Source organism: Streptomyces sp. NPDC003284, from assembly GCF_053589675.1.
The window spans coordinates 152,897-177,659 of the sequence record NZ_JBSFSI010000002.1; the positions used below are offsets into that span (position 1 = coordinate 152,897).

The 24,763-nt window shown below is 70.8% G+C and carries 24 protein-coding genes and 1 pseudogene; 19 read left to right on the forward strand and 6 right to left on the reverse strand.

Going from position 1 to position 24,763, the window contains the following annotated elements; translation table 11 throughout:
* Window positions 1-184: 184 nt before the first annotated feature.
* The 3 genes from ACWDYF_RS04190 to ACWDYF_RS04200 all read left to right on the forward strand — a co-directional run bounded on the left by ACWDYF_RS04190 (window position 185) and on the right by ACWDYF_RS04200 (window position 3,376).
* Window positions 185-1,567, forward strand: coding sequence for a glycine--tRNA ligase (locus ACWDYF_RS04190; protein WP_018570719.1), 1,383 nt, complete (start codon window positions 185-187; stop codon window positions 1,565-1,567).
* Window positions 1,568-1,737: 170 nt separating this feature from the next.
* Entirely contained in the window at window positions 1,738-2,748 is a 1,011-nt protein-coding gene (locus ACWDYF_RS04195; protein ID WP_389467233.1) for an aldo/keto reductase, read from the forward strand.
* Window positions 2,749-2,785: 37 nt separating this feature from the next.
* Entirely contained in the window at window positions 2,786-3,376 is a 591-nt protein-coding gene (locus tag ACWDYF_RS04200; protein ID WP_389467230.1) for a TetR family transcriptional regulator, read from the forward strand.
* 28 nt (window positions 3,377-3,404) lie between these two features.
* On the opposite strand, the gene ACWDYF_RS04205 is transcribed toward ACWDYF_RS04200, so the two are convergent.
* Complete coding sequence (locus ACWDYF_RS04205; protein WP_018570716.1) at window positions 3,405-3,839, reverse strand: hypothetical protein; 435 nt, start codon at window positions 3,837-3,839, stop codon at window positions 3,405-3,407.
* A gap of 220 nt (window positions 3,840-4,059) precedes the next feature.
* The gene (locus ACWDYF_RS04210) at window positions 4,060-5,547 is read right to left on the reverse strand and encodes an MFS transporter (protein ID WP_389467226.1); all 1,488 of its coding nucleotides are present in this window, start codon (window positions 5,545-5,547) and stop codon (window positions 4,060-4,062) included.
* Between the two features lie 107 nt (window positions 5,548-5,654).
* On the opposite strand from ACWDYF_RS04210, the gene ACWDYF_RS04215 reads away from it, so the two are divergent.
* From ACWDYF_RS04215 to ACWDYF_RS04255, 9 genes are all read left to right on the forward strand, one after another.
* The gene (locus ACWDYF_RS04215; protein WP_381743929.1) at window positions 5,655-6,548 is read left to right on the forward strand and encodes a helix-turn-helix transcriptional regulator; all 894 of its coding nucleotides are present in this window, start codon (window positions 5,655-5,657) and stop codon (window positions 6,546-6,548) included.
* A gap of 122 nt (window positions 6,549-6,670) precedes the next feature.
* The gene (locus ACWDYF_RS04220) at window positions 6,671-7,645 is read left to right on the forward strand and encodes a hypothetical protein (RefSeq protein WP_389467221.1); all 975 of its coding nucleotides are present in this window, start codon (window positions 6,671-6,673) and stop codon (window positions 7,643-7,645) included.
* Window positions 7,646-8,040: 395 nt separating this feature from the next.
* Window positions 8,041-8,757, forward strand: a complete 717-nt coding sequence (locus tag ACWDYF_RS04225; RefSeq protein WP_389467218.1) for an XRE family transcriptional regulator — start codon at window positions 8,041-8,043, stop codon at window positions 8,755-8,757.
* A gap of 16 nt (window positions 8,758-8,773) precedes the next feature.
* Window positions 8,774-9,964 carry a M20 family metallopeptidase gene (locus tag ACWDYF_RS04230; RefSeq protein WP_389467215.1) on the forward strand — a complete coding sequence of 397 codons (1,191 nt, stop codon included), beginning with the start codon at window positions 8,774-8,776 and terminating at the stop codon, window positions 9,962-9,964.
* A 137-nt stretch (window positions 9,965-10,101) separates the two neighbouring features.
* Window positions 10,102-10,272, forward strand: a complete 171-nt coding sequence (locus ACWDYF_RS04235) for a hypothetical protein (protein WP_389467212.1) — start codon at window positions 10,102-10,104, stop codon at window positions 10,270-10,272.
* A gap of 113 nt (window positions 10,273-10,385) precedes the next feature.
* Complete coding sequence (locus ACWDYF_RS04240) at window positions 10,386-12,116, forward strand: asparagine synthase-related protein (RefSeq protein WP_389467209.1); 1,731 nt, start codon at window positions 10,386-10,388, stop codon at window positions 12,114-12,116.
* Complete coding sequence (locus tag ACWDYF_RS04245; protein WP_389467206.1) at window positions 12,110-12,406, forward strand: PqqD family protein; 297 nt, start codon at window positions 12,110-12,112, stop codon at window positions 12,404-12,406. The genes ACWDYF_RS04240 and ACWDYF_RS04245 overlap by 7 nt, the downstream gene beginning before the upstream one ends.
* Entirely contained in the window at window positions 12,403-12,819 is a 417-nt protein-coding gene (locus tag ACWDYF_RS04250) for a lasso peptide biosynthesis B2 protein (protein ID WP_389467204.1), read from the forward strand. Before ACWDYF_RS04245 ends, ACWDYF_RS04250 begins: the two co-directional genes overlap by 4 nt.
* Window positions 12,820-13,004: 185 nt before the next feature.
* Entirely contained in the window at window positions 13,005-14,891 is a 1,887-nt protein-coding gene (locus ACWDYF_RS04255) for an ATP-binding cassette domain-containing protein (protein ID WP_389467201.1), read from the forward strand.
* Between the two features lie 119 nt (window positions 14,892-15,010).
* Here the strand turns inward: ACWDYF_RS04255 and ACWDYF_RS04260 are convergent, their stop codons facing one another.
* Together ACWDYF_RS04260 and ACWDYF_RS04265 are read right to left on the reverse strand one after the other, a co-directional pair.
* The gene (locus ACWDYF_RS04260; protein WP_381743308.1) at window positions 15,011-15,223 is read right to left on the reverse strand and encodes a DUF397 domain-containing protein; all 213 of its coding nucleotides are present in this window, start codon (window positions 15,221-15,223) and stop codon (window positions 15,011-15,013) included.
* Window positions 15,220-16,050, reverse strand: coding sequence for a helix-turn-helix domain-containing protein (locus ACWDYF_RS04265; RefSeq protein WP_382851957.1), 831 nt, complete (start codon window positions 16,048-16,050; stop codon window positions 15,220-15,222). The genes ACWDYF_RS04260 and ACWDYF_RS04265 overlap by 4 nt, the downstream gene beginning before the upstream one ends.
* 103 nt (window positions 16,051-16,153) lie before the next feature.
* Between ACWDYF_RS04265 and ACWDYF_RS04270 the strand changes: the two genes are divergently transcribed.
* Window positions 16,154-16,414, forward strand: coding sequence for a hypothetical protein (locus tag ACWDYF_RS04270; protein WP_381743311.1), 261 nt, complete (start codon window positions 16,154-16,156; stop codon window positions 16,412-16,414).
* A gap of 26 nt (window positions 16,415-16,440) precedes the next feature.
* Window positions 16,441-17,577 (forward strand): NAD-binding protein, encoded by a 1,137-nt coding sequence (locus ACWDYF_RS04275; RefSeq protein WP_389467197.1) that lies wholly within the window; start codon window positions 16,441-16,443, stop codon window positions 17,575-17,577.
* 95 nt (window positions 17,578-17,672) lie between these two features.
* On the opposite strand, the pseudogene ACWDYF_RS04280 reads toward ACWDYF_RS04275, so the two are convergent.
* Window positions 17,673-17,759: pseudogene (locus ACWDYF_RS04280) on the reverse strand (transposase); the annotation flags it as partial.
* A 288-nt stretch (window positions 17,760-18,047) separates the two neighbouring features.
* Here ACWDYF_RS04280 and ACWDYF_RS04285 point away from each other — a divergent pair.
* From ACWDYF_RS04285 to ACWDYF_RS04305, 5 genes are all read left to right on the forward strand, one after another.
* On the forward strand, window positions 18,048-18,680 hold the full coding sequence (locus ACWDYF_RS04285) for a hypothetical protein (protein WP_389467194.1): 633 nt from the start codon (window positions 18,048-18,050) through the stop codon (window positions 18,678-18,680).
* A gap of 13 nt (window positions 18,681-18,693) precedes the next feature.
* Window positions 18,694-20,181: a hypothetical protein gene (locus tag ACWDYF_RS04290; RefSeq protein WP_389467191.1), complete on the forward strand. Its 1,488-nt coding sequence runs from the start codon at window positions 18,694-18,696 to the stop codon at window positions 20,179-20,181.
* Between the two features lie 93 nt (window positions 20,182-20,274).
* Window positions 20,275-20,511 carry a hypothetical protein gene (locus ACWDYF_RS04295; protein WP_389467189.1) on the forward strand — a complete coding sequence of 79 codons (237 nt, stop codon included), beginning with the start codon at window positions 20,275-20,277 and terminating at the stop codon, window positions 20,509-20,511.
* A gap of 594 nt (window positions 20,512-21,105) precedes the next feature.
* A complete protein-coding gene (locus ACWDYF_RS04300) occupies window positions 21,106-21,414 on the forward strand; it encodes a hypothetical protein (RefSeq protein WP_381743320.1) in 309 nt (102 codons plus the stop codon).
* 388 nt (window positions 21,415-21,802) lie between these two features.
* On the forward strand, window positions 21,803-23,065 hold the full coding sequence (locus tag ACWDYF_RS04305; RefSeq protein ID WP_389467186.1) for a glycine cleavage T C-terminal barrel domain-containing protein: 1,263 nt from the start codon (window positions 21,803-21,805) through the stop codon (window positions 23,063-23,065).
* A 177-nt stretch (window positions 23,066-23,242) separates the two neighbouring features.
* On the opposite strand, the gene ACWDYF_RS04310 is transcribed toward ACWDYF_RS04305, so the two are convergent.
* The gene (locus ACWDYF_RS04310) at window positions 23,243-24,691 is read right to left on the reverse strand and encodes an MFS transporter (RefSeq protein WP_389467183.1); all 1,449 of its coding nucleotides are present in this window, start codon (window positions 24,689-24,691) and stop codon (window positions 23,243-23,245) included.
* Between the last annotated feature and the right edge of the window lie 72 nt (window positions 24,692-24,763).

A 24,763-nucleotide genomic window follows, 5' to 3' on the forward strand; every position in this document is an offset into this window, starting at 1 on the left:
GACACTCATTTTCATCAAAAATGGAAACCGTTGTCAACAAGCCCCCCTGAACAGGTCCGGAGGTGCCCGGACCGTGCCGTTTCCGGGCACCGATTTGATTGAGGGGGAGCCCCCGCCGGTACCCTGAGGCATTCGCTCTGAAGCGTCTCGCTTCGTCGCCCGTCGTCGTAATGAAGAGAGCACCGTGGCCGCCGACAAGATCGACACCATCGTCAGCCTGAGCAAGCGCCGTGGCTTCGTATTCCCGTGCAGTGAGATCTACGGCGGCCAGCGCGCCGCCTGGGACTACGGTCCGCTCGGTGTCGAGCTGAAGGAGAACCTCAAGCGCCAGTGGTGGCGCTACATGGTGACGTCGCGCGAGGACGTGGTCGGCATCGACTCGTCCGTCATCCTGGCCACCGAGGTCTGGGTGGCCTCCGGCCACGTCGCCACCTTCACGGACCCGCTGACCGAGTGCACCGCCTGTCACAAGCGGTTCCGCGCGGACCACCTGGAGGAGGCCTACGAGGCCAAGCACCACCGCCTCCCGGAGAACGGCCTCGCGGACGTCAACTGCCCCAACTGCGGCAACAAGGGCCAGTTCACCGAGCCCAAGCAGTTCTCGGGTCTGCTCTCCACGCACCTCGGCCCCACCCAGGACACCGGCTCCGTCGCCTACCTGCGCCCGGAGACCGCCCAGGGCATCTTCACCAACTTCGCCCAGGTGCAGACCACTTCGCGCCGCAAGCCGCCGTTCGGCATCGCCCAGATGGGCAAGTCCTTCCGCAACGAGATCACGCCCGGCAACTTCATCTTCCGCACCCGCGAGTTCGAGCAGATGGAGATGGAGTTCTTCGTCAAGCCGGGCGAGGACGAGAAGTGGCAGGAGTACTGGATGGAGCAGCGCTGGAACTGGTACACCGGCCTGGGCCTGCGCGAGGAGAACATGCGGTGGTACGAGCACCCGAAGGAGAAGCTCTCCCACTACTCCAAGCGCACCGCCGACATCGAGTACCGCTTCCAGTTCGGCGGCAGCGAGTGGGGTGAGCTGGAGGGCGTCGCCAACCGCACCGACTACGACCTCGGCGCCCACGCCAAGGCCTCCGGCCAGGACCTCGCGTACTACGACCAGGAGGCCCAGGAGCGCTGGACGCCGTACGTCATCGAGCCCGCCGCCGGTGTCGGCCGCGCGATGCTGGCGTTCCTGCTCGACGCCTATGTCGAGGACGAGGCGCCCAACGCCAAGGGCAAGATGGAGAAGCGCACCGTGCTGCGCCTCGACCACCGCCTGGCCCCGGTGAAGGCCGCGGTGCTGCCGCTGTCGCGCAACCCGGAGCTGTCCCCGAAGGCCAAGGGCCTGGCCCAGGCGCTGCGTCAGCACTGGAACATCGAGTTCGACGACGCGGGCGCCATCGGCCGCCGCTATCGCCGCCAGGACGAGATCGGCACGCCGTTCTGCGTGACCGTCGACTTCGACACCCTGGACGACAACGCGGTCACCGTCCGCGAGCGCGACTCGATGAAGCAGGAGCGCGTCTCCCTCGACCAGATCGAGGGCTACCTGGCCGCCCGCCTGATCGGCTGCTGAGCCCGCACCACCCCGCTTGAACGAACGCCGTACGGCCGCCGGATCACCTCCGGCGGCCGTACGGCTTTTCTGTGCCGGTCGGCGTCCGTGCCGCCCGGTGCTTCATAGAAGCTGACAAGTATGGAATGACAGATATTGAAATCTGTCATTCCATGTGGGAGTGTGGAGCCATGACGACGCACACCCGCTCCCTCGGAACCACCGGCCCCCAGGTCTTCCCCCTCGGTCTCGGCTGCATGGGCATGTCCGCGCTGTACGGCGAGGCGGACCGGGCCGAGTCGATCGCCACCGTGCACGCCGCCCTGGAGGCCGGCGTGACCCTGCTCGACACCGGCGACTTCTACGCCATGGGCCACAACGAGATGCTGATCGGCGAGGCCCTGCGCACCGCCCCCGCCGCGCTCCGCGAGAAGGCCCTCACCAGCGTCAAGTTCGGCGCCCTGCGCGACCCCGACGGCAACTGGAGCGGCTACGACGGCCGCCCCGCCGCGGTGAAGAACTTCGCCGCCTACTCCCTCCAGCGCCTCGGCGTCGACCACCTCGACGTCTACCGCCTGGCCCGCCTCGACCCGGACGTCCCCGTCGAGGAGACCGTCGGCGCCATCGCCGAGCTGGTCGAGAAGGGGTACGTACGCCACATCGGCCTCAGCGAGGTCGGCGCCGACACCATCCGCCGGGCCGCCGCCACCGCCCCGATCTCCGACCTCCAGATCGAGTACTCGCTGATCTCGCGCGGCGTAGAGGACCGCATCCTGCCCGTCACCCGGGAACTGGGCATCGCGATCACCGCGTACGGCGTCCTGTCGCGCGGGCTGATCTCCGGGCGCCTCACCCCCGGCCACCGCTTCGCCCCCGGCGACTTCCGCTCCTTCTCGCCCCGCTTCCAGGGCGAGAACCTGCGGCGCAACCTGGACCTCGTCGAGGCGCTGCGCGCGGTGGCCGAGGGCAAGGGCGCCACGGTCGCGCAGACCGCCATCGCCTGGGTGCTCTCCCGGGGCGAGGACATCGTGCCGCTCGTCGGCGCCCGCACCCGCGAGCGGCTGGCCGAGGCCCTGGGCGCGCTGGACGTCACCCTGGACGCGGCCGACCTGGCGGCGATCGAGGAGGCCGTACCGGCGGACGCGGCGGCCGGCACCCGCTACCCGCAGGCGCTGATGGCCGACCTGGACAGCGAGCACTGACCGCCGTGCCGGACAGCCGCTTGGGTACGGTCTAGGCATGTCACCCGCTGCTGAGACCCTGACCGCCGAGCGCATCATCGAGGCGACCGAGGAAGTGCTGCGCCGCCACGGCCCGGCCAAGGCGACCGTGGTGGACGTGGCCCGCGCGCTCGGCGTCAGCCACGGCAGCGTCTACCGGCACTTCCGCACCAAGGCCGCGCTGCGCGAGGCGGTCACCAAGCGGTGGCTCGACCGGACCCACGACGCCCTGTCCGGCCTCGCCGCCGACCCCGGGCGCACCCCGGAGGAGCGGCTGCGGGCCTGGCTGCGGGCGCTGTTCGAGGCCAAGCTGCGCAAGGCGGGCGACGACCCGGAGATGTTCGCGACGTACTCGGTCCTCGCCGCGGAGAACGGCGCTGCGGTCGAACAGCACATCGCCGAGCTGACCGAGCAGTTGACCGCGATCGTCGCGGCGGGCGCGGCCGCCGGGGACTTCGCCGCCCCCGGTCCGGCGGTGACGGCCCGCGCCCTCTTCCACGCCACCGGCCGCTTCCACGACCCGTGTTACGCGGGGGAGTGGAAGCGGCCGGGGATCCAGGACGAGTTCGACGCGGTCCTGGACCTGCTGGTACGCGGCCTGCGGCCCTGACGGCCGTCAGGCAGGCGTCAGGCGGGCGTCAGTGCACCTTGACGGCCACCGCCGAGGAGTGTGTCTTGCCGTCCGTGGTCGCCACCCGAAGGTGCTCGGTGCCCTTGGTGCCGAGCTTGTTCGAGGTCAGCGAGAAGACGCCGCCCTTCTTGACGGTGGTGCTCGCGTGCAGCGTGGTCCACTTGCCGTTGTGCAGGTGCTGGAGGACCAGCTTGGTGCCGGGCTTGACGTCCTTGGCGTGACCGGCGAGCTTGACGGTCTCGCCGGTCTTGACCGTGGTGTGGTTGGCCTTTGCCGTGATCGAGCCCTTGGTCTTCGTCATGGTGCTGTGCGACGGGCTCGGCTTCGCCACCGGCGCGTTGTCCGAGGCGAGGGCGGCGGCCGATCCGGCCGACACCAGGGCTGCGGACAGGGCACCGGCGGCGAGCGCGCGGGCCCAGCGGCGGCTGGTGGTGACAGGCATGGTGGTCTCCCGTTGGTCGACGGATTCCCCCCTGCGGCGCGGGACCCCGGGGGCCGTCCGCGCTCCTCCAGAGTTGCCGGGGTTCGCCCGCGCGGCGAGTCGAGAACGCTCGGAACACGTGCCGAAATTCCTAGGTTTGGGACAAACCCGCAGGTCGGCGCGGGCGTCCCGGTTCACCTTTTTCTTACCTTCGGCCCGCCGGGGCGATCATGCGCGCCCGTCAGCCGACGGTGCGCGGCAGCCGCAGGCTGAGCAGTCCCGTCAGCACGATCCCGCAGAGCTGCACCAGCAGGGTGGTCACCAGGGCGCCGCCCATGCCCAGACCGGGCACCAGGGACAGGAACAGCGTGCCCAGGGTGGCCACGCCCAGCGCCAGCGCCGACTGCTGGGCGGTGACCATCACACCGCTGCCCACCCCGGCGCGCGCCGTCGGCACCTCGGACAGGATGATCCGGAAGATCACGGGCAGTTGCAGCGCCTGCCCCGCACCGGCGACCGCCGCGCCCGGCAGCAGCTCCACGAAGCCCACGTGCGGCCAGGACCCGTGGACGGCCAGCGCCAGCAGGCCCACGCCCACGAACTGCACCACCGCGCCCGCCGTCACCACCCGGGTCCCGAACCGGGCGACCAGCCGGGGCCCGGCCAGCGAGACCAGGAAGAAGACGACGGCCATCGGCGCGAGCGCCAGTCCGGCCGGGACCGGACCGAGCCGCGCGCCCTGCTGCAAGGCCACCGCGATGACGAACATGAAGCCGCTGAACCCGATGGAGAACGGCACGATCAGCGCGAGCCCGCGGCGCAGCGAGACGAGCCGGAACAGGCTCGGCGGCACCAGCGGCGTACGGCCCGCGCGGTCCGCGCGCCGCTCCACCGCGTAGAACCAGGCCGCCACCGCCGGGAAGGCGGCCAGCGACAGCCAGGTCCACAGCGGCCAGTGGGCGGCCCGGCCCTCGGTGAGCGGGACGAGCAGCGTCAGCAGGGAGGCGGCGAGCAGGACCGTGCCGGGGCCGTCGACCGGCTCCGGGCGCTGCGAGCGCGTCTCCGGTACGGCCCTGGCCGCCAGCACCAGCCCGACGGCGGCGACCGGCACGTTCACCAGGAACACCGAGCGCCAGCCCGTGCCCCACAGGTCCGCGGCGACCAGGACGCCGCCGAGGATCTGCCCGGCCACCATGGACAGGCCCGCCGTCGCGCCGTACAGGCCCATCGCGCGGGCCCGGCGCGGCCCCGCGGTGGCCGCCTGGATGGTCGCGAGCACCTGCGGCAGCATCGCGGCGGCCGCCGCGCCCTGCGCCACCCGCGCCCCGACCAGGGACCAGGCGTCCGGTGCCAGACCGCAGGCCAGCGAGGTCAGGCCGAAGGCCGCCATGCCGCCGAGGAAGAGCCGCCGCCGGCCGAACAGGTCGCCCAGCCGCCCGCCGAGGACCAGCAGCACGGCGTAGGCCACGCCGTAGCCCGCGACGACGAGTTCGAGGACGGCCTCGCCCGCGTGCAGGTCCCGGCCCATGGTGGGCAGGGCCACGTTGACGATGAAGAAGTCGATGAGGGGGAGCGCCGCGCCCAGCAGCACCGTGAACAGTCCGAGGCCGCTGAGCGCCGGGAGCGCGGTGGCGGTGGCGGCGGGGGTGCGGACGTCGGGCGAGGACGGCGAGGCCGCCGAGGACGGCGAGGACGCGGAGGACGACGAGGAGACGGTTCGGGTGGTCACGTCATCGAGCCTGCGCCGCCGCCGACCCAGGTACCAGAGTGTCCTTATCCTGGTAGCAGGAGTACCTGGCAACAGGTTCGGCGGAGCGGCAGGCTGGAGGCATGAGCATGAGCACGATGGCCTCGCACACGGCGGTCGCCGCCCGGTCCCGGGAGGTCACCGCCTCGGCGGTGCGGCGCCACGAACTCGCCGCCTTCCTGCGCCACCGCCGCGAGCACATCACCCCCGAGCAGGTCGGCCTGGTGCGCGGCGCCCGCCGCCGTACACCGGGCCTGCGCCGCGAGGAGGTCGCGCACCTCTCGGCGGTCGGGGTCACCTGGTACACCTGGCTCGAACAGGCCCGTGACATCCAGGTCTCCGTGCAGGTCCTGGACGCGCTCGCCCGCACCCTGCTGCTCGACCCCACCGAGCGGGCCCACCTCTTCCAGCTCGCCGGTACCGCCGACCCGGCCCCGACGACCACATGCCCCTCGGTCACCCCGGCCCTGCGCGCCCTGCTGGAGCAGATCGAGCCCTTCCCGGCCTGCCTCCAGAACAGCAGGTACGACATCCTCGCCCACAACCGCACCTACGGCCTGCTCCTGTGCGACCTGGAGTCGGTGCCGCCCGAGGACCGCAACTGCATGATCCTGTCGTACACCCACGAGCAGTGGCGCTCCTCGATCGTCCACCTGGAGTCCGCGACCCGGCTCATGGCCGCCCGCTTCCGCGCGGCGATGGCCGGCCACCTCGCCGACCCGGCCTGGAAGGCGCTGCTCAAGCGGCTGCGCGAGTCCTCGCCCGACTTCCGCGAGATCTGGGACCGCCACGAGGTGGTCGCCCCGGTCGGCAAGCGCAAGGAGTTCCGCAACGCCTACGTCGGCCGCCTCACCGTCGACCACACCGACCTCTGGCTCAGCCCCGACACCGGCCCCCGCATGGTCACCTACGTCCCCGCCGACGAGGAGTCCCGGCAGCGCCTGGAGAAGCTGCACGCGATCGCGCTGGAGCGGCAGGCGTAGCCGCACGCTCTCGTGAACCGGTCCAGACCTGACCTCGTTACCTGACTGTGGGGCAGTCAACGTGCCGCAGCCGCCCACGTGTTAACGGCTGGGGCCAGTGAGGTCAGGGAAGCAGGAATTTCGTGCACTTCTGGAAGAGATGGCAACTGGGGCTGGTCGCTCTCGTCGCGGCGCTCGGTCTGGGCCTGGTCACCGGGGGAACCGCGGCGGCCGTCGAGACCGGCTGGTCCAACTGGGACCCGGGCGAGACCACGGCGGACTCGCCCTCCGAAGCGGTCAGCACCAGGACGGGCTCCACGTGCATGGTGTGGCGGGGAAGCGGCAACGACCACCACATCTATTACGTGATCTACACGGCCGGGACCGAGCCCGGTCCCGGGGGGGTGATGAGCGACACCTACACCGACAGCGCACCGACCGTGGTCGCGATCGGCGGCCAGTTCGTGGTCTTCCACCGCACCGCGCAGAACACCATCGCCTACTCCCAGAACATCGGTGACTTCTGGACCGAGTGGTACACCGTCCCGGGAAGCCAGACCCAGACAACGCCGGTGGCGGCGGAGATCAACGGCCAGGTGGCACTGGCCTGGACGGGTCTGGACGGGGTGCCGAGGAGCAGGATGGGGGCGCTGAGGGGCTCGTTCTCGCCGATCGACTGGTTTTCCTCGCAGCAGGCGCCGATCATGACGCAGAACGCCCCGGCGATCATCAACTTCGCGGGTACGCTGGTCATGTTCGTCCGCAACAGCAACCAGCGTGTCGCCTGGGCATGGCATGACGGCCAGCTCGATTCCTGGGGACAGTTCTCCCAGGTCCCCAACAGCCCCGCGACAAATGGCAGGCCGACGGCTGCGGCAGTCGGTAACACCATCGATGTGGCGGCTCTCAGCAGGGACGAGAGTCCGGGCGGCGGATACACCATCAATCGCTGGGTGTGGAACGCGGCGACCGCCGGTGCGGGCCAGTGGAGCCAGGATCCCCAGAGCTGGCGCAGCCGTTCGGTACCGACCCTGATGGCCATCGGCGCCGTAGCCGTCTGGATGTTCCTGCGTGGACTGGACAACGCGATCTACCAGAAGAACTTCCAGAGCTTCTGACGACATCGCGCGTCGGAAGAAGCGGCTGCCTGTCCGTGCGGCGGGCAGCCGCCCTACCCCTCTCGGCGTGCCCCGCACGAGCGCAGACGCTCCAGGAAGTCCCGCACTCCGTCGACCGCCGTGTACGGGCGGAACTCCGGCCCCAGACCGCGCACCAGGGCCACGCAGCGGTCGGCGCCGATCCGCTGCGCCAGGTCCAGGGCCGTTCCTCGCCCTGCCCGAACGCCTGATCCGCCGGTTCACCCCTTCCGCGAAGAGCTCCGGTGAGGGCCTGCCGGACCGCCGGTGGGCGGGGAAGAATCCCGGTACACACGGTCGATGGGGAGGGGGCGGTGTCCGTGGCCGCGGTCGGCAGTACGGACTCGGCACTCAAGCGGGCGAGGGTGGCGCGGAACATGACGCTGGAGGAGGCGGCCGACGCCCTGAACGCGATCACCGGAGGGGCGTCGGACGCGAGCCTGATGAGTGCGTGGGAGTCCGGTCGGCGCCGGACCGGCAAGCGCAACCGGGCCGGTCTGTGCCGGCTCTACCGCGAGCGTCCGGAGGTGCTGTTCACCCATCAGGACGGGGCGGCCACGAGCGTGCTGGAGTCCTCCGGTACCGCGGTGGTGGTCAAGGTGCTCACCCGCTGGACCGACCTGGTCGAGGCGATGGTGGACGTTGCCGCCGGGGCGCGCGAGCGCCTGGTCGTCACCGGCTCGCGAAGCCGGGAAACGGCGTACCTGACGGCGATCGAGACCGCCGTGGCCCAGCACCCGGACCTGGTCCACTACCGTGTGCTGTACGGGCCGCCGCGGCACCGCGTGCTGGCCGACCACCTGCTGCGGCTGCTGGAACTGCGCGATCCGTCCGCGCGCCGCAACGGCGTCAAGACGCTGCACATCGGGATGGTGGAGCCCACGGAGGCGCTGGAACGCTTCTTCGTCGCCTCCGAGACCGCGGCGGTGGTGCCGCTGCCGTCCTTCCACGGTGCCGAGGGCTTCGACTGCGGCGTCCTGCTCGGTCGTGAGGCCGCGGTGGGTCTGGTCCACCATGGGCGGGAGGCGTGCGCGTCGGCACGGCCGGTGGAGACGATCGAGGCCGTTCGTGCGCTGCCGGTACGGCACGACTGACGTGGTGGGGAGAACCGTGAGCGAGAACCTTCAGCAGGCGGCCGAGGCCCGCGCGGCGTCCGTGATCGGGCTGGCCCAGGAACTGGTCCGGCGCCCGAGCCGGGCCGGGATCGACGACTACGGGCCGGTCCTGGGCGTGCTGGAGGACTGGCTGACCGCCCGTACCCTTCCGCACCGCCGTCTGCATGACGCGGCGGGTGAGCTGGTCGGGCTGCTGGTCGAGATCCCCGGGGGGCGGCCGGGCGCGTGGTGGACGCTGGACGCGTGTGTGGACACCGCCCCGTACGGCGACGAGACCGCTTGGTCCTTCCCACCGGCTTCCGGTGACGTCGTGGACGGATGGCTGCTCGGCCGTGGCTCGTCCGACTCCAAGCTCGCCGCGGCGATGTTCTGCCACATCGCCGCCGATCTGCTGCCCCGCGCCGCTGACCTGCATGGCGGGCTCGCCGTGCTCCTGGACGTCGATGAGCACACCGGCGGTTTCGGGGGCGCCCGCGCCTACCTCGCAGACGAGGCCGCGGCCCGCCCGTCCGGGGTGATGATCGGCTACCCGGGGCTGGATGAGGTCGTGGTCGGCGGCAGGGGTCTTTGGCGGGCCTCCCTCGCCGTGTATGCCCCTTCCGGGCATTCCGGATCGAGTCGGACCGTGGTCGGCGCCATCTCGCGGGCCGCTCACCTCGTACGCCTTCTGGACGCCGCCGACCTGTCCGGCGTCGACGACGCCTCTGCTTTCCCCCTGCCGCCGAAACTGTCGGTCACGTCCTTCCACGGCGGCCAGGGCTTCTCGGTCACCCCCGACCGGTGCGACCTCAACGTGGACATCCGCACCACCCCGGCCTTCGACGCCCACGCCGCCGAGACGCTTGTCCGCAAGGCTGTCGCCGAGCTGGATGCGGAGCTGCCCGCCCCGAAGCCGACCGAGGTCGCCCCGGTCGCCGCGTGGCCCCCCTTCCGCCTCGCCGAGGACGAGCAGCCTGCTGCCGCCCTGCTGAACGCCGCCGTCGGGGCGGGACTTGCGGTGCGGGCGAAGACCGCGGGGCCGTCGAACATCGGCAATCTGCTCGCCGGGGAGGGGATCCGGGCCACCGCCGGATTCGGGGTGCCGTACGAGGGGCTGCACGGCATCGACGAACGCGCCCATCTCGCCGAACTCCCCACGGTGTACGGCGTCTACCGGCAGGCCGTGCTCGACCTCCTTGGGGCCTGACGTCCCAGGGCCGTCCCAGTCTTCTCCCAGATCCGCTCCCAGCAAGTCCCCATCTCCGTCTCTGGGAACAGATCTTCGGTCGCGGTGACATGGAGGCAGCACCACCTCGCATCCACCGATGACAAGGGAGACCGGTCATGGCCGAGCAGACCACCGTCACCACCGAGGCCGCCGTCGCGGACCAGCCCGCCGCGGCACCGAGCACCGGCGGCTTCGCGCCGCAGATCAGCACCCACCCGGTGGCGGCCCTCACCCTGGGCCGCCAGATGTTCAACGACTCGGACAAGTCGAACTACTTCGAGGGCTGACACAGGCCCGCAGGACCTGACCGAGCACTCCGGGGGCCGACCGTGCGACGGCCGGCCCCCGGGCGCGTCTCAGGGCTGATCGAAAGAGAGGCGAACGGGTGGAACGGGAGTGGGTGACCGGCGGCATTGCCGCCGTGGACGGATCGGCGATCGACGGGCTCGGCGACGTGCGCCGGGCTCCGGGCACACGGGTACAGGCGGTCGCAGAAGGGCCACTGGCCCTGGCGGTCGTGGGCGATTGCCCGGTCGGCGAGCAGGAACTTCGCGCCGCACTCGTGGCCGTACGGGTGCGCCGGTGGGACGGACTGTCCCGGTGGCCCGGCTCGTACTGGGTGGTCGCCAGTGACGGGCGGCAGCGGTTCGTGTGCGGCGACCTGGCCGGTGTCCGGGCCGTGTACTACACGCTGCGCGGCGGCGACGGGGTGGCGTGGGCGAGCGAGGCCCGCCTCCTGGGACGTCCGCTGGTGCCGGATCTGCTCTGGCTGGCGGCGCGGCTGACGGCGGGTGAGCACTGGCCGCACCGCAGCCCGTACGAGGGCATCCATATGGTGCCCGGAGGGTTCGGGCTGCGGCTCGCGCCGGGAGCGCCGCCGCAGCTCGTCGACGTCTCCGGCGTCGAGCCGGTGGACGAGCTGCGCGAGGGTGCCGACCGGTTCGGCCGGGCGCTCACCGAGGCTGTCCAGTACCGGGTCCGTACCGCCGGTGGGGTGGTCGGGGCGGACCTGTCAGGCGGGCTCGACTCGTCGGCGGCCGTCGTGCTGGCCGCCGACGCCGGGACCGTGCACGCGGTGACGTACACGGACGGCCACACCAGCGGCGAGGACATGGCGTTCGCCTCCCGCGTGGCCGAGCACACCGGGATCACGCACACGGTCGACAGGGGCGCCGAGGAACAGTTGCCGTTCTCCTTCCCGGCCGGGCAGCCGACGGGGGCCGAGCCGGTGCTGGAGGCGGCGATGTACGCCATGGACGCCTCGTATCTGCACCCGGTGCGCGGGCTGCCGCTGCACCTGACCGGACACGGCGGCGACATCGTGCTGGACGCCTCCAGCTCCTGCTGGGTGCGACTTCTCCAGGACGGTCGGCGCCGCGAGGCACATCGGCAGGTCGTGGCGTTCGCCCGGCTGCGCAACACCGCACCGGGCCCGTACTGGAAAGCCCTCGGACAGGCTGCTGCACTGGGCCGGAGCGGCGCCCTTGAACGCGCCGCCGACGCGTTGGAGTACGGACCCGTCACACCGGAGGCCGCTGTGGCGGGCTGGTCGTGGTGCCGCCTGGGGGCCGGGGCGTCCTGGCTGACCGGCTACGGCCGCCACCAGGTCGCAGCCCTGCTGCGGCAGGCCGCCCGCGACCAGCAGCCGGGAGCCGCAGACGAGTTCGACCAGTGGACCGCCCTGCGGTCGGCGGGCGCCTCGGCCCGCGGCTGGGCCCCGTACGGTCACACCCTCGGCATCCGGCCGGTGTATCCCTACCTGGACAACCAGGTCGTCCGCGCGGCCTTCGCCGTGCCGGCCCTGGCCCGGCGCGGGCTGGTGGCCTACAAGCCGCTGCTGCGGGCCGCGCTGCCCGGTCTCCCGGACTGGCTGACCTCCCGCCGGTCGAAGGGGTCGTTCACCGCCCAGCGCATCGCCGGACTGGCCGGGCACCGGGATCGGCTCGATGAGCTGATCGCTTCCAGTCCGCTTGCATCTGGTGGGCTGATCGACCCCGCGGCCGTCCGTACGTCGCTGGGCCAGGCTGCCCGGGGGCAGAGCGCCACGGTGATTGCCGACCTGCACCAGTTGATCGTGACGTGCTGGTGGCTCAGTGGCCGGACGATCGGGAGGGAGGCGGCGGCGTGCTGATCCCCGCCCGCCATGTCCATCACAGCACGGGGCCGTACGGCACGGCGGTGGTCGACGTGAAGCGGGAGATGTGGCTGATGCTCGATCAGGACGCCTCCCGGATCTGGCACGCGATCACCGTCCGTGGTGGCACCGCCGGGCTCGCCGACGAGATCGCCGTCCCCACCGGCCAGGACCCACAGCAGGTCAGCGATCAGATTGCCGCGTTCGTCGACGAACTGGTGGCCGCCGATGTGCTCGTCGACACCGACCGGCCCCGGCGAGCACGCCGAAGGCGGTGGCGGCGATGACGGTCATGGTCCCCACCGCCCGGCCCACCGTTCCATGGCGCGACCGGCCGGTGGCCGCTGCCGCGCTGATCCTTTCCCTGGCCGTGAGCCCGTTGCCGCTGCGCTGGAAGCTTGCCGCCGTGCGACGGCTGCGCGGCCTGCCGTACGCGCGCCTGGCCCGGCTCGAAGCCCTCTACGCCGCGGTGCAGGCGGTGATTCCCCCGTGGTGGCCGGGCCGGATCGCCTGCGCCGAGATCAGTCTCGCCACCGTCATCGCGACCGCGTTGACCGGCCGCCAGGCCCGCTGGGTACACGGTGCCCGCTTCCTGCCCCACGCCGCGCACGCTTGGGCGGAGGTGCCCGAGGGCGCGGCCGGCCGGGACATCGGCGACGCCGTCGACCGACCCTGGATGCCGGTCCTCACCGTGCCGTAGAGCGGCCTCGGGCTGCCGTGGTCCGGGGCCGGCCCGAGTCTCCCCGTCTCGGATCACGGCTTCACCCGATCGTATGAAAACCGCACGGGGTGGCTGACGGTAGGAACCGGTCGACCAGCGGCGACGCCGGTCCGCCGGAACAATCCCGTTGCCCAGCCACCTCGTTCAGCTCCCTGATGGGGATCGTGAGTTCTTCCGTACCCTCGCCGCCCGTCGCCGCCGCGGGCCGGCCGCCGGTCATGCGCCTGGCCTCCGACCGGCACTTCGAGGCGAGTGTCGGCCTGTCCACGTGGGCCATCACGCGCCGTCTGCCCCGCACTCTCACCGAGGCGGCCCGGCTCGGCTGGCGCACCGACCGCTGCGCCGTCCTGACCCTGCTCGGCTGCCAGATCGGTGCCGCCGCCCTCACCGCGACCGCACTCGCGGCCACCACCCGCGTGCTGGCCGCCGTGTTCAGCGGCGGAGACATCGCCGCCGGCCTGCGCGAGAACCTGACCGCCGTGGTGGTACTCGCTCTCGCCGCGTCCGGCCGCTATCTGCTGGACGTCGGCGCCCGAGCCGCCGCGGCCCGGCTCGCGCCGAAGGCCGTACGCGAGGCAGACCTTCAGGTCATCACCGCCGCCACCGCTGCCGAACTGGTCGCTTACGAGGACCCGGACTTCGAGGACGCCCACGCCGCCGCCTCCGACGGCGCGGAAAAGACCGGCGACCTCATCCTCGACGCCCAGCTCCTCACGTCCGCCGCGGCCCGGATGGCCGCAGCGGCGACCGTCGTCACCGTCCTGCACCCGGTGATGCTCCCCCTGCTGGCCCTCTCCGTGCTCCCGTGCGCGTGGGGTGCCGTACGCGGGGCGCGGATCGAGCACGCCGCCCACCACCGCAACCTGGCCGACTCCCGGCTGCGGAACGTCTTCCGCTCCTACACCACCGAGCGGAACACCGCCGACGAGGTCCGCGCGGGCACCATGGCCGGCTTCCTGATCCGGCAGTACCGCATCGTCTCCGGCCGCCTGGAGGCCGAGCAGCTCAAGGCGACGAGGCAGGCCCTGCTCGTGCAGGGCATCGGTGACGCGCTCACCGCGGTGGGCACGGCCGCTGCCTGGGGCGTGCTCGTGCTCCTCGTGGCCACCGGCCGCACGGAGCTCGCCGTCGCGACCACCGCCGCCCTCGCCGTACGGACCTCCGGCGCCGCGCTCGCGACGACGGTCCGGGCAGGAGCCCGGCTGTTCCGCGTCTCGCTGTCCCTGGACGACTGGGCTCGTTTCCTGGCCGTCGCCGAGCCGTGGGCGACCCGTCGCGGCACCGCCGCTGTCGCCGAGGACGGGCCGCGGGTGATCGCCGCTACGGGCGTCTCCTTCACCTACCCCGGCGCCGACCGGCCCGCGCTCGACGGCATCGACCTGGACCTCAAGCGAGGCGAGGTCATCGCCCTGGTCGGCGAGAACGGCGCCGGCAAGAGCACCCTCGCCCGGGTGCTGACCGGGCTGTTCCTCCCGACCAGGGGCGCGGTGCGGTGGGACGGGGTGGACCTGGCGGATGCCGATCCGGCCGGGGTGCTGTCCAAGGTGGCGCTCGTCCCGCAGGACCACACCCGCTGGCCGCTGGCCGCGCGGGAGAACATCACTCTCGGCCGGCCCCGCCCCGAAGGCGATACGGCCGTGCACGCCGCCGCCGAAGCGGCCGGCGCCGACAGCGTCATCGCCGCACTGCCCCACGGGCTGGACACCTCGCTGGCCCGTTCCTGGTGGGGCGGGCACGACCTGTCCGGCGGTCAGTGGCAGCGCGTCGCGGTCGCGCGGGCCTTCCACCGCGATGCTCCTGTGCTGGTGATGGACGAGCCGACTGCCGCCCTCGACGCCCGTGCCGAGCACCGCATCTACACCCGCCTGAAGGCCCTCGCCGACGGCCGGACGACCGTGTTCATCACACACCGGCTGGCCAGCACCCGTCTCGCCGACCGGATCATCGTCCTTGACCAGGGCCGGATCTCCGAGACGGGGACGTACGACGAGCTGATCGACCAGGCCGGGGGCTTCTTCGAGATGCTCAAGTTGCAGGAGGGCCGAGACTGATCCGTTCGCTCCTCACCCGCGAGAGCGGTCATCCACCCGCACCCGGACGGTCCACCAACTCGGCCGTCCCGGGAAGTAGCCCCTCACGGCAGCCGCCTCCCGGGATCCGCGCCGGACGCTCAGAAGGCCCCGAACCGGCCGGACTTGATGCCCGCGACGAACGTCGAGAACGCACCGTTGGGCAGGTTGAGGACCGGGCCGGTGGTGTTCTTGGAGTCGCGGACGGGGACCATGCCGTGGGTGGCGGTGAGGTTGACGGCGACCTCGACGCAGTTGCCGCCGTTGTTGCTGTAGGAGGACGTGAACCAGCGGGGGGTGTCGGTCGTCGTCACGGGATGCCCTTTCGGAGCTCTTTGATCAGATCCACGGAGGCCGCCTGGTGGAGTGCTTCCGCCTGTAGCTGATGGTAGGCCGTCAACAGAGGGAGTACGGAGGTGGTTTCGCGATCAAGGTGACCTTGCGTCTGCGATTCCGCGTACCCCATTACGGACCGGTCCGTCATCGTCAGCAGGTTGACGGGCAGGTCGAAGGGGCGGCGTTCGCCCATCTCGAACGGCGCCACCTGCAACACCGTGTTGGGGCGTTCTGCGAACTCAAGCAGACGGTCGAGTTGGGCCCGCATGACCGTAGCGCCACCGACGGGTCGGCGGATGCAACTCTCGTCCATCACCACGAAGATCATGGGGGAGTGGCGCCGCTCCAGCGCCCGCTGGCGCTCGGCGAGGAACGCGACGCGCTCGGCGGCGTAGTCGACGGTGATGGCTCCTCGCCCCACCGCACTGTCCGCCAGCACCCGTGCGTACTCCGGTGTCTGGAGCAGGCCGGGAATGATCCCGATCTCGTACAGCCGGATCTCGACCGCGCGGCCCTCGTGTCCGACATACTCCGGGAAGCCCTCCAGCAGCACCCCGTGCTTGATCTCGCGGTACTTGCGTTCGAACAGGTCGCCCGTGCCCAGCGCCCGGTCGGCACTGCGCGAGAAGCGCAAGGTTGCCATTTTCCGACCAGTTTCAACAGCTGAGACATGGGTGCTGGAGTAGCCCATCTCCGCGCCCAGATCCTCCTGCTTCCACCCTCTGTTCTCGCGGCAACTGCGCAGCTGTGCTCCGTAGCCTGCCTGGGGGCTGCTCTCGGGTCGAAGCTCCTTGCGATTGACCAACGCGACACCAACTCTCCTGCCAGCACCGACACGTTGAGTGAGCACCGACTCTACGCCACGCTGAATCCGCTTGGTAGCGAAATGGCTACGGAGAGGAACGGCCATGCCTGGCGAACACAGTCCTGCCGGCCGACAGGAGTCCCGCACCCTTCCGGCCGTCGGCGCGCTGGTGGTGGACACCGAAGGTGGTGACGTCGTGGGGGAGTTCCGCGGTGTCACCGGCTCCCGTTGGTCGCTGCGGCCGGTGTGCGGCGGGGCCGAGTGGGAGGCGGAACCCGGCCGCGTACGGCCGGCGAGCGACGCGGAGCGCCTGCGTGCGCGGACCGCCCGCGCGAACGCCCGGAGCCGGGGCGAGTTCCTGTGAAGCGCGAGATCAAGGGAAGGTGTCCGATGAAGACTGGAGAACGTGCGCGGCTGGAGGCGTACTTCGCCCGCACCGCATGGGAGTTCGCCCCCTCGCTGGTGCCTTCCTCGCTGCTGGTGACGCGGCTTGCGCCCGAACGGCTCCCGTTCGTACGGGTGGTGGGCACGGTCTCGCGCCTGCGCGGCGTGCTCCCGGAGCCGGAGCCGGGGGCCGCGCGCGGGGACGGTGCGGCGAAGCGCGAGGTGGAGCGGCTGTTCGCGGTGGACGAGCTGTCCCGGGAGCGGTTCGCCGATCCGGGGACGGTGCTGACGTATCTGGAGACCCGGGCGGCCGGTGAACCGGTGGTGCTGCTGGACGCGGGCGGCTGCTTCGCGCCGTCCCTCGATGTGCTGTGCGAGCGGTTCAGCGGAACCGTGCTCGGCGTGGTGGAGGACAGCGACAGCGGGCACCGGCGGTACGCCGGGCGGGAGAAGCTGCCCTGCCCCGTGGTCTCCGTCGCGCGGTCCCCGCTGCGGCAGCCGGAGGAGTTCCTGCTCGGGCAGTCCGTGGTCTCCGCGGCGGAGGCGCTGCTGCGCGGGTGGCGGGAGACGCCGGGCGCCCGGCCCGCGCTGGTGCTCGGCTTCGGGCGGCTCGGCGGCTCGGTGGCCTCCGCGCTGAGCGCCAGGGGAGCGCGGGTCACGGTGTACGACACCGATCCGGAGCGGCGCGCACAGGCGCTGGCGCGGGGCTACGGCGTCGTGGCGGACCGGCAGGCCGCGCTGGCGACGGCGGCGCTCGTCGTCTGCGCGTCGGGCGCGCTCGCACTGCGCGGCGAGGACTTCCCCGTGCTGCCGGACGGGGCCTTCGTCACCACGGTGACCGGCCCGGCGGAGGCACCGGACCTCTCCGGACTGCCCGACGACTACAGCAGGTACACCGCGACCCGGCACGTCACCCGCTACGAAGCGGACGACCACTACTTCTACCTGCACGACGCGGGCGCGGCCGTCGGCGTCCCGCGCGGCGCGGGCACCGACCCGTACCCCTGCCTGGCACAGGCCGAGACCCTCGCGGCCCTGCGCACCCTCGCGGACGGCCGCCCCACCCGCGCCCTGCACGAGGTACCCCCGGCGGACCGCCGCAAGATCGCCGCCCTCTGGCTCCACTACTACAGCGAACGGTGACCGGCCCGTCCGTCCATGTCCGGGCTTGTGGCAGGGTGTGTGCCGAGGTGGACGTATCCGCGTTTGTCGTATCGGTGGCGACGGCTCTGCCGAGGCGTCTCGTCGGCCGACCACAGCCGATGCCGCTCGTAGACCGTCTTCCATGGACCGAACCGCTCGGGCAGATCACGCCAGTGCACACCGGCCGGTTCGCATTCACCCTCAGACCACTGAGTTCAGTCAGTGGCCGTGTCACGGTCCCCCATGTGGGTGAAGCGGGTTCCGGTCGAGCTGATGGCCGCGCGGGTGTTGTGGAGCCGCCGTAGCCCGAGTCGGCGGCACGGGCGGGGCAGTTTTCAGGCCAGCGGGCATGCCGGAGTGCGCCTGTGGGGGCGGTTTGTGCATGTTCGGCGGCTGATCATGGGGCTTGGGCCGGCCGTCCACTGCCCGGAGGTCGGTCTGTGCCCTGATCTGGAGGAGTGCCGCCTGCCATGGCCAAGAGTTCGATCGACCTGCCGATGGGCTTCGAAGTGCCCGAAGCCTTCAACGACATCGATTTCTCCGTCTCCGCCGAGACGAACACCAACAAGCTCATCGAACGTCTGAACATGGTCGATCCCAAGCCCTCGCGGGAGGAGATGGCCCACGCGGTCCTGGCGCAGCAGTCGATGTATGAACTGCTGTCGGCGGCCGGTGCGGTCTACGCGGGAACGCTGCTGTACGGGCCGACGAAGGAGAAGCCCGAGGCGAAGCTGGCCTCGGCGATCCTGACCGTCACCGCCCGTCCCAGCGAGCTGTCCAACGACCAGACGGTCCACCGGCTGGCGCGCACCATGGGCGCCGTCTACCGCAACGCCGAGGTCGGTGTGGTGCGCCTGGAGGCAGGGCCGGCGGTGCTGCTGACCGAGGAACGCAAGGTGGAGAAGCCCGTCAATCTGCTGGGCGAGGGCGGCGGGGCGACCGTCGTGCGCCAACTGCACGTGTTCGTGCCGATCCCGGGACGTCTGGCGATGGCCGACTTCGCCATCGCCACGGAGAACCTCGCCGAGTGGGACTCGTGTGTGGAGATCCTCGCCGAGGTCTGTCGCACCATCACCTTCGACACCGCCGACGCCGCGGCCTGACCAGGGGACTCACATGCACATCGAGTACGAGATCAAGCTCCACCTGCGCAACCTCGGCTACCAGCCGGGCAACGACGACAAGATCGTCTACAACACCCAGAGCGAACTGAACATGTACACCACCAACGCCAAGGACGCGATGAAGGTCTGGGGGTGGGATCCGGAAGCCCTGCGCCCCGAGGACCACTACCGGATCGACCAGCTCCTGCGCATGTACGTCTTCCAGCGCGACCAGATCCTGGCCGCCCTCAGACGCGTCGAGGCGCAAGTCTATGCTGCTACCGAACCTTTGCTCGGTGGCAGCCCCCAGCCGCTGGCCGACTTCAAGCAGTTCCTGGCCGACGAGATGGCCAGGGTGCGCAAGATCGAGTCTTACGACGACCTCTCCGACGAGGAGAGGGAGCAGTGGCACACCACGCCCAGCGGGTTCTGGGAAGCGCAGGAGGCGCGGAACGAGAGGCTCCCCGACGTCGCGGGCATCAGGAGGTTCCCCTCGGTCGCGGGCGTGATCGCTTTCCAGCATCCTGCCGTCTCCCGCTTCCTCGGCAAGATTCCTTCCCTGGCCATGGGCGGGTACTCGGGCGCGGGCGAGTACTTCCGTCTGACGGACAACGGCTACCCCCGGGGATGGATCAAGGACGATCGTCTGTACGACCTGGTCGACATGGCGCTGGCCCTGCAAGCCGAGCTACAGCTCCAGTGCCTGCTCACCGACCGCGAGTTCACGAGGCTCGTCGCCACCCGCGGTCAGGAGTTCGCGTATCTGAAGGCTGAAGCGGCCCGTAAGGCCGCCGAGGAGAGCGCCAGCTGGTGGGCGACCTTCGGCGACATCATGGGCATCGTCTCCGCCGTCGCGGGAGTCCTCGCCCTGATTCCGGTCCTGACCCCCATCATGGGGCCCGTCGCCGTCCTCGCCGCGGTCGAATCATTCGGCGCTCACACCGTGGACGCCGTCATCCAGAACAAGTGGGACGAGGGGACCTTCGTCGGCCTCGGCGCCGACGCCCTCGCCGCCCTCCCCGCCGTCGGCTCGGTCGCCAAGAGCCTCAAGGCCGGCCGAGCCGCCGTAAAGGTGATCGGCACCGGCGCCAAAGCCACATCCAAGGCAAGGGTCTTCACCGGGGTCGCCGGACGTGAGTTCCTGGGCCTCACCGGCGGCGCGGGCAAGGGCGCAGCGGCGATCACAGAGGCCGCCGAGGCAACGAAGGTCTTCAAGTACATCGGCACGAAGGGCGCCAAGCTGCTGAAGCTGTCCGAGTCCAGCGGGAAGTTCGCCGGGAAGGCCCTTCAGGGCTCGGTCAACCTCTCCACCCAGGTCCCCCTCGTCGTGGAGATGGCCTCCCGCGAGGACATGTCGGACCCCAAGAACGCTGCTGCCGGTGTCGCTCTGACCGCCAACTTCGGCCAGAGCATCGGCAGCTGGGGCGTCGTGGGAACCGCCGCCGAGAAGAGCGCCACCGTCTCCATCGCCACCTTCTCGAAGATCATCGGCCGCCGCTGACCCCACCCGCACAGCACACCGGTCCACACGCCCGCCGCTCGCACCCCCGGCTGCGGGCGCGGCCCTCCCGGCACAGCAGACGAGGAACCCGCCATGGCGCCAGACAACCAGCATTCCGCCGCTCGCATCGCGCTGCTCAAGGCCGCCCTCGCCGCAGTGGGCGTGATCTTCTTCCTCATCGCCCTGTTCAGGTCCGCTCACTGGGCCTACGCCGTAGGAGCCTTCTTCCTCATCACCTCAGCCACCGCCGGCCTATGGCTCCGGCCAAGGCCACACCGCCCCGACGACCACACGCACGAGCACAACGAGCACCCGCCCCGCCCCGAATGACGAGAACCTCACTCATCACGCCAGGTTCGTGCACAACGGACGGCCGATGCAGCCCACTGCCCCTGATCGTCACACCGGGACAGCGGGCAGACCGCCCACCCGCCTTCGACGAGGCGCGGTACAAGAAGCGCAACACCGTCGAACGGGCGATCAAACCGACTCAAGATCCGAGGGCCCGTACACCTTCCTCTCCGTCAGTCATCTGCTGCCCTCCGCTCCACCGAAGTCGCCCCTCCTTCACCTTCGCGTGTTCCTCCTTCATGAAGACGTTGTCGGGGCCGGAAGCGCGCTTGCGCTCTCGCTTGCTCCCGCGGGACTCCGCTTGCAGAACATGAGGTATGCGCTGGGGGGAGGGGGTGGCTCGGCCCGTTGTTGCGCTCGATCTTCTTCGCGTCGCGATGTGTTGCCACTGGTGAGCCCTCTCTCGGTAGGGTCTCGGCTCGGAGACTGGGCCGAGGCATGATCACTTGTCCTTACCCGGGACCGTCGGCGTTCTACGCATAGGGAGCGCGTACGCCCCGGCCGAACGCCCAGCCGGCCAATCGCAAACGACAGATGATCGCCCGGACAAGTTCTGGGGGGGGCGGGTGGGGCATGCGGGACCAGGAAGGCCCGGAGCGCGAGCTGAACGCGTACGAGCGGATCCTCGCGGAGGACCGCCGGGTCGTGCGCGAGATGTTCCGGGTGACCATGGGCGGCGCCCATGTCGGGCTCGGCCTCGTGGTCCTCGCTGTTCTCCTGAGCGCCGTCGTCGGCGGGGTCCGGTGGGCCCTGCCGGTCGGTGGAGCGGTGGCCGCCTGGTTCGCCGTCACCCTGGTCGCGGTGGTCCGCCGCGGTCGCCGCGGGCGGGACGCGGTCGCGCGCGCCTACCTTCTGACCTTCGGCTGGGCCGGCTGGCTCTGAGGCGCGACAGACGGGCGGCGGGATTTTTTCGTCCGGAAAGTGTCTTCGGGTGCGTCGGGGACAAGGGATCGGGAAATCCCTGTTCTCGCTGGTGGTGCGGCGAGGCTGTTGATCCGGTGTCTTTCCGGTTTCCTTTCGATGTCTTTCGGGGTCCACGGCATGTGTGCATTCGGCGCGTTTGCGCCGGTCACCCGGCATGGAGCGCGGTCGCGCGGTACGCGTTTTGAAGCGGTGGAGGGCCGCGAGACGGTCCTTGGTCATGGGTTCGCGCCGTGTTACATTCGGGAATGCACCATGTCCGATTCGCTGGTTCGCAGCGAATATCGCTGCCATCGCCGCGTACCTCAATGAACCGGCACCGAGTAAGGTAGCCACGGTAGGGGATAGTGTGACGAACGAGTCTGGCAAATGGGCGGACCCCAACTACTCATCGGTCGATCAGTCGGACAGAACAGTCCCTGTCAATCTGCGGCAGACAGGCCGACCGGACATCAAGCTTCTGATATCGACGCGCGCCCGTAAATCGCCGTACTGGCATCTCGCGGTCGAAGCGGGATGCTGGCGCGGAGAGGTCTACAACCGCATGTATCTGCCCAGGGGCTACGGCTCCGACGAGGGCGGCGGGTCCGGAGCCGAGTACGAGGCGCTGACGCAGCGGGTGACGCTGTGGGACATCGCGGCCGCCCGGCAGATCCGCGTGCAGGGGCCCGAGGCCACCGAGTTCGTCGATTACGTCGTGACGCGGGACGTCACGCGGCTGGCGTCCATGCGGGCGGCGTACACCGTGCTCTGCGACGCCGGCGGCCGGATGATCAACGACCCGCTGCTGCTGAAGATCTCCCCCGAGGAGTACTGGTTCAGCATCTCCGACTCGGATCTGTCGCTGTGGCTCAAGGGCGTGAATGTCGGCAAGGGGTTCGATGTCCGGATCCAGGAGATGGACGTGTCGCCCGTCCAGATCCAGGGGGCGCAGGCGAACAGCCTGATGGCCGACCTCATCGGCGATATGGCCGCCGAGATGCCCGTTTTCGGTCTGGCGGAGACCGAGATTGCCGGACTTCCGGTACTCGTTTCACGGACCGGTTTCTCCGGAGAGGCCGGATACGAAGTCTACCTGAAGAATTCGAGCATTCACGCGGAGCAGATGTGGGATGCGATTCTCCGGGCGGGCGATAAGTACGGACTGACGGTGACCGGTCCCATCCAGCCCCACCGGGTCACGTCAGGAATTCTTGCGTGGGGGCAGGACGTCGACAGCGAGATGGTTCCTTTCCAGGTCGGACTGGCGTCCCATATTCCCCGCAACAAGGCGTCGGACTACATCGGCCGTGCCGCCCTCGAAAAGATGCGGGACGAGATCGCCGCCGGAAACCATCCTTACCGGCTCACCATGGTGGGCCTGAAGGTGGAGGGCGAGCCGCTCGTGGACTACCTGTCCGACTTCTGGCTGGTCGCGCCGGCGCCGGACGCGGAACCCGTGGGCTACCTGACGTCCGCCTCGTACGCCCCGAAGATCCGGTCGAACGTCGCCCTGGCCCGCCTGCCGGTCGACCTCGCGGTCCCGGGGACACAGGTGTACGTGTTCAAGCCGTCCGGCGACTCGACGGGCACGGGCATCCCGGCCGTGGTCTCGGAGTTCCCGATCGAGTGAGGCCGCCCGGCCACGGCCCTGGTGGCGGCCCGCCGGCTCTCCCGGCGGGCCGTTCCGGCTGCCCGGTCGCGGTGAGATGAGATGGGGTGAGGTGGGGTGAGGTGACCGGCGGCTGCGGCTGCGGCGGCTGCGGCTGCGGCTGCGGCTGCGAGCGCGGTCGGGGCGGCGGTTCCTGCCTCAGGCCGACCCGACCCCCGCCGTCTGCCGCACCTCGTCCTCCTGGAGGCGGTCCGCCGTGCGCTCGGCGGTGCGGCGGGCCCAGGGGCCGCTGGTGAGGGCGCCCAGGACGAGGACGAGGACACCGCAGGCGACCAGGACCCACCAGCCGGGGCGGGCGGCGGCGACGAAGGTGTCGCGGTAGGACGACGAGCCGATGCCGGAGACCAGGAGGGCGCCGACCACGGCGACGCCGAGGGTCGAGCCGAGCTGCCTGCTGGTGGAGGCGACCGCCGCGGCGACCCCGGCCTGGGCGCGGGGCATGCCGGAGACGGCGGTGTTGGTGATGGGCGCGTTCACGAAGCCGAAGCCGATGCCGAACAGGACGTAGCCGAGGACCAGGGTGAGGTCGGACGTCTCCGCCTCGAAGGCGGCGAACAGCACCGCGCTCACCGTCATCGCGGCCCCGGCGATCAGCAGCGGCAGCCGCGGACCGCGGGTGCCGACCAGCCGCCCGGACAGCGGCGCGCACAGGAACGTGGGCGCCGCCATCGGCAGCATCCACAGACCGGCGTGCAGGGCGTCGAGGCCGCGCACGTTCTGGAGATAGAGCGTGGACAGGAACAGGAAGCCGCCGAGTGCCGCGAAGCCGCTGACCGCGATGACCGTGGCCCCGCTGAACGGCGCGGAGCGGAAGAAGCGCAGGTCGATCAGGGGTTCGGCGCGGCGCGGCTCGTACCACAGCAGCCCGAGCAGCGCGGCGAGCGCGACGACGCCGAACGGCACCACGACGGCGGCGCTCGCGTCCGGCGCCTCGATGATCGCGTACGTCAGCGCGCCGAACAGGGCGATGACGAGGACCTGGCCGACCGGGTCGGGGCGGCGGGCCCGGGGAGCGCGGGACTCGGGGACGTAGCGGAGTGTGAGCAGGATCGCGGCGAGGGCGACGGGCAGATTGAGCCAGAAGATCGAGCGCCAGCCGACCGACTCCACCAGCAGCCCGCCGACCAGCGGTCCGGCCGCCATGGATATGCCGACCACCGCGCCCCACACGCCGATGGCGCGGGCGCGTTCGCGCGGGTCGGTGAAGGTGTTGGTGATGATCGACATGGCGACCGGGTTGAGCATCGAGCCGCCGACCGCCTGCACCATCCGGAAGACGACGAGCAGCTCCAGATCGGGCGCGAGCGAGCACAGCAGCGAGCCGAGGGCGAAGACGACAAGACCGGTCATGAAGACGCGCTTGCGGCCGCCGCGGTCGGCGGTGGAACCGGCGAGCATCAGCAGCGAGGCCAGGACCAGCGTGTAGGCGTCGATGGTCCATTGCAGGCCGGACGTGCTCGCGTGCAGCTCGCGCTGCATGGAGGGCAGGGCGACGTTCAGGACGGTGTTGTCGAGGCTCACGATCAGCAGGCTCATGCAGCAGATCGCGAGCACCAGCAGCCGTCGGCGGTGGCTCAGCTCGGGCATGGGTTCCAGCGTAGTCCACTTCGATAGTGCGGTTAACTAATGACCGTTACAAGTGCCTCGCGCATGCGGGAC

What these genes read in the sequence shown, in the direction of transcription:
- ACWDYF_RS04195 (WP_389467233.1), top strand. Translation starts at nt 1,738, where the DNA reads ATGACGACGCACACCCGCTCCCTCGGAACCACCGGCCCCCAGGTCTTC.
- ACWDYF_RS04200 (WP_389467230.1), top strand. Translation starts at nt 2,786, where the DNA reads ATGTCACCCGCTGCTGAGACCCTGACCGCCGAGCGCATCATCGAGGCG.
- ACWDYF_RS04205 (WP_018570716.1), bottom strand. Translation starts at nt 3,839, where the DNA reads ATGCCTGTCACCACCAGCCGCCGCTGGGCCCGCGCGCTCGCCGCCGGT.
- ACWDYF_RS04215 (WP_381743929.1), top strand. Translation starts at nt 5,655, where the DNA reads ATGAGCACGATGGCCTCGCACACGGCGGTCGCCGCCCGGTCCCGGGAG.
- ACWDYF_RS04225 (WP_389467218.1), top strand. Translation starts at nt 8,041, where the DNA reads ATGACGCTGGAGGAGGCGGCCGACGCCCTGAACGCGATCACCGGAGGG.
- ACWDYF_RS04235 (WP_389467212.1), top strand. Translation starts at nt 10,102, where the DNA reads ATGGCCGAGCAGACCACCGTCACCACCGAGGCCGCCGTCGCGGACCAG.
- ACWDYF_RS04250 (WP_389467204.1), top strand. Translation starts at nt 12,403, where the DNA reads ATGACGGTCATGGTCCCCACCGCCCGGCCCACCGTTCCATGGCGCGAC.
- ACWDYF_RS04270 (WP_381743311.1), top strand. Translation starts at nt 16,154, where the DNA reads ATGCCTGGCGAACACAGTCCTGCCGGCCGACAGGAGTCCCGCACCCTT.
- ACWDYF_RS04275 (WP_389467197.1), top strand. Translation starts at nt 16,441, where the DNA reads ATGAAGACTGGAGAACGTGCGCGGCTGGAGGCGTACTTCGCCCGCACC.
- ACWDYF_RS04285 (WP_389467194.1), top strand. Translation starts at nt 18,048, where the DNA reads ATGGCCAAGAGTTCGATCGACCTGCCGATGGGCTTCGAAGTGCCCGAA.
- ACWDYF_RS04290 (WP_389467191.1), top strand. Translation starts at nt 18,694, where the DNA reads ATGCACATCGAGTACGAGATCAAGCTCCACCTGCGCAACCTCGGCTAC.
- ACWDYF_RS04295 (WP_389467189.1), top strand. Translation starts at nt 20,275, where the DNA reads ATGGCGCCAGACAACCAGCATTCCGCCGCTCGCATCGCGCTGCTCAAG.
- ACWDYF_RS04300 (WP_381743320.1), top strand. Translation starts at nt 21,106, where the DNA reads ATGCGGGACCAGGAAGGCCCGGAGCGCGAGCTGAACGCGTACGAGCGG.
- ACWDYF_RS04310 (WP_389467183.1), bottom strand. Translation starts at nt 24,691, where the DNA reads ATGCCCGAGCTGAGCCACCGCCGACGGCTGCTGGTGCTCGCGATCTGC.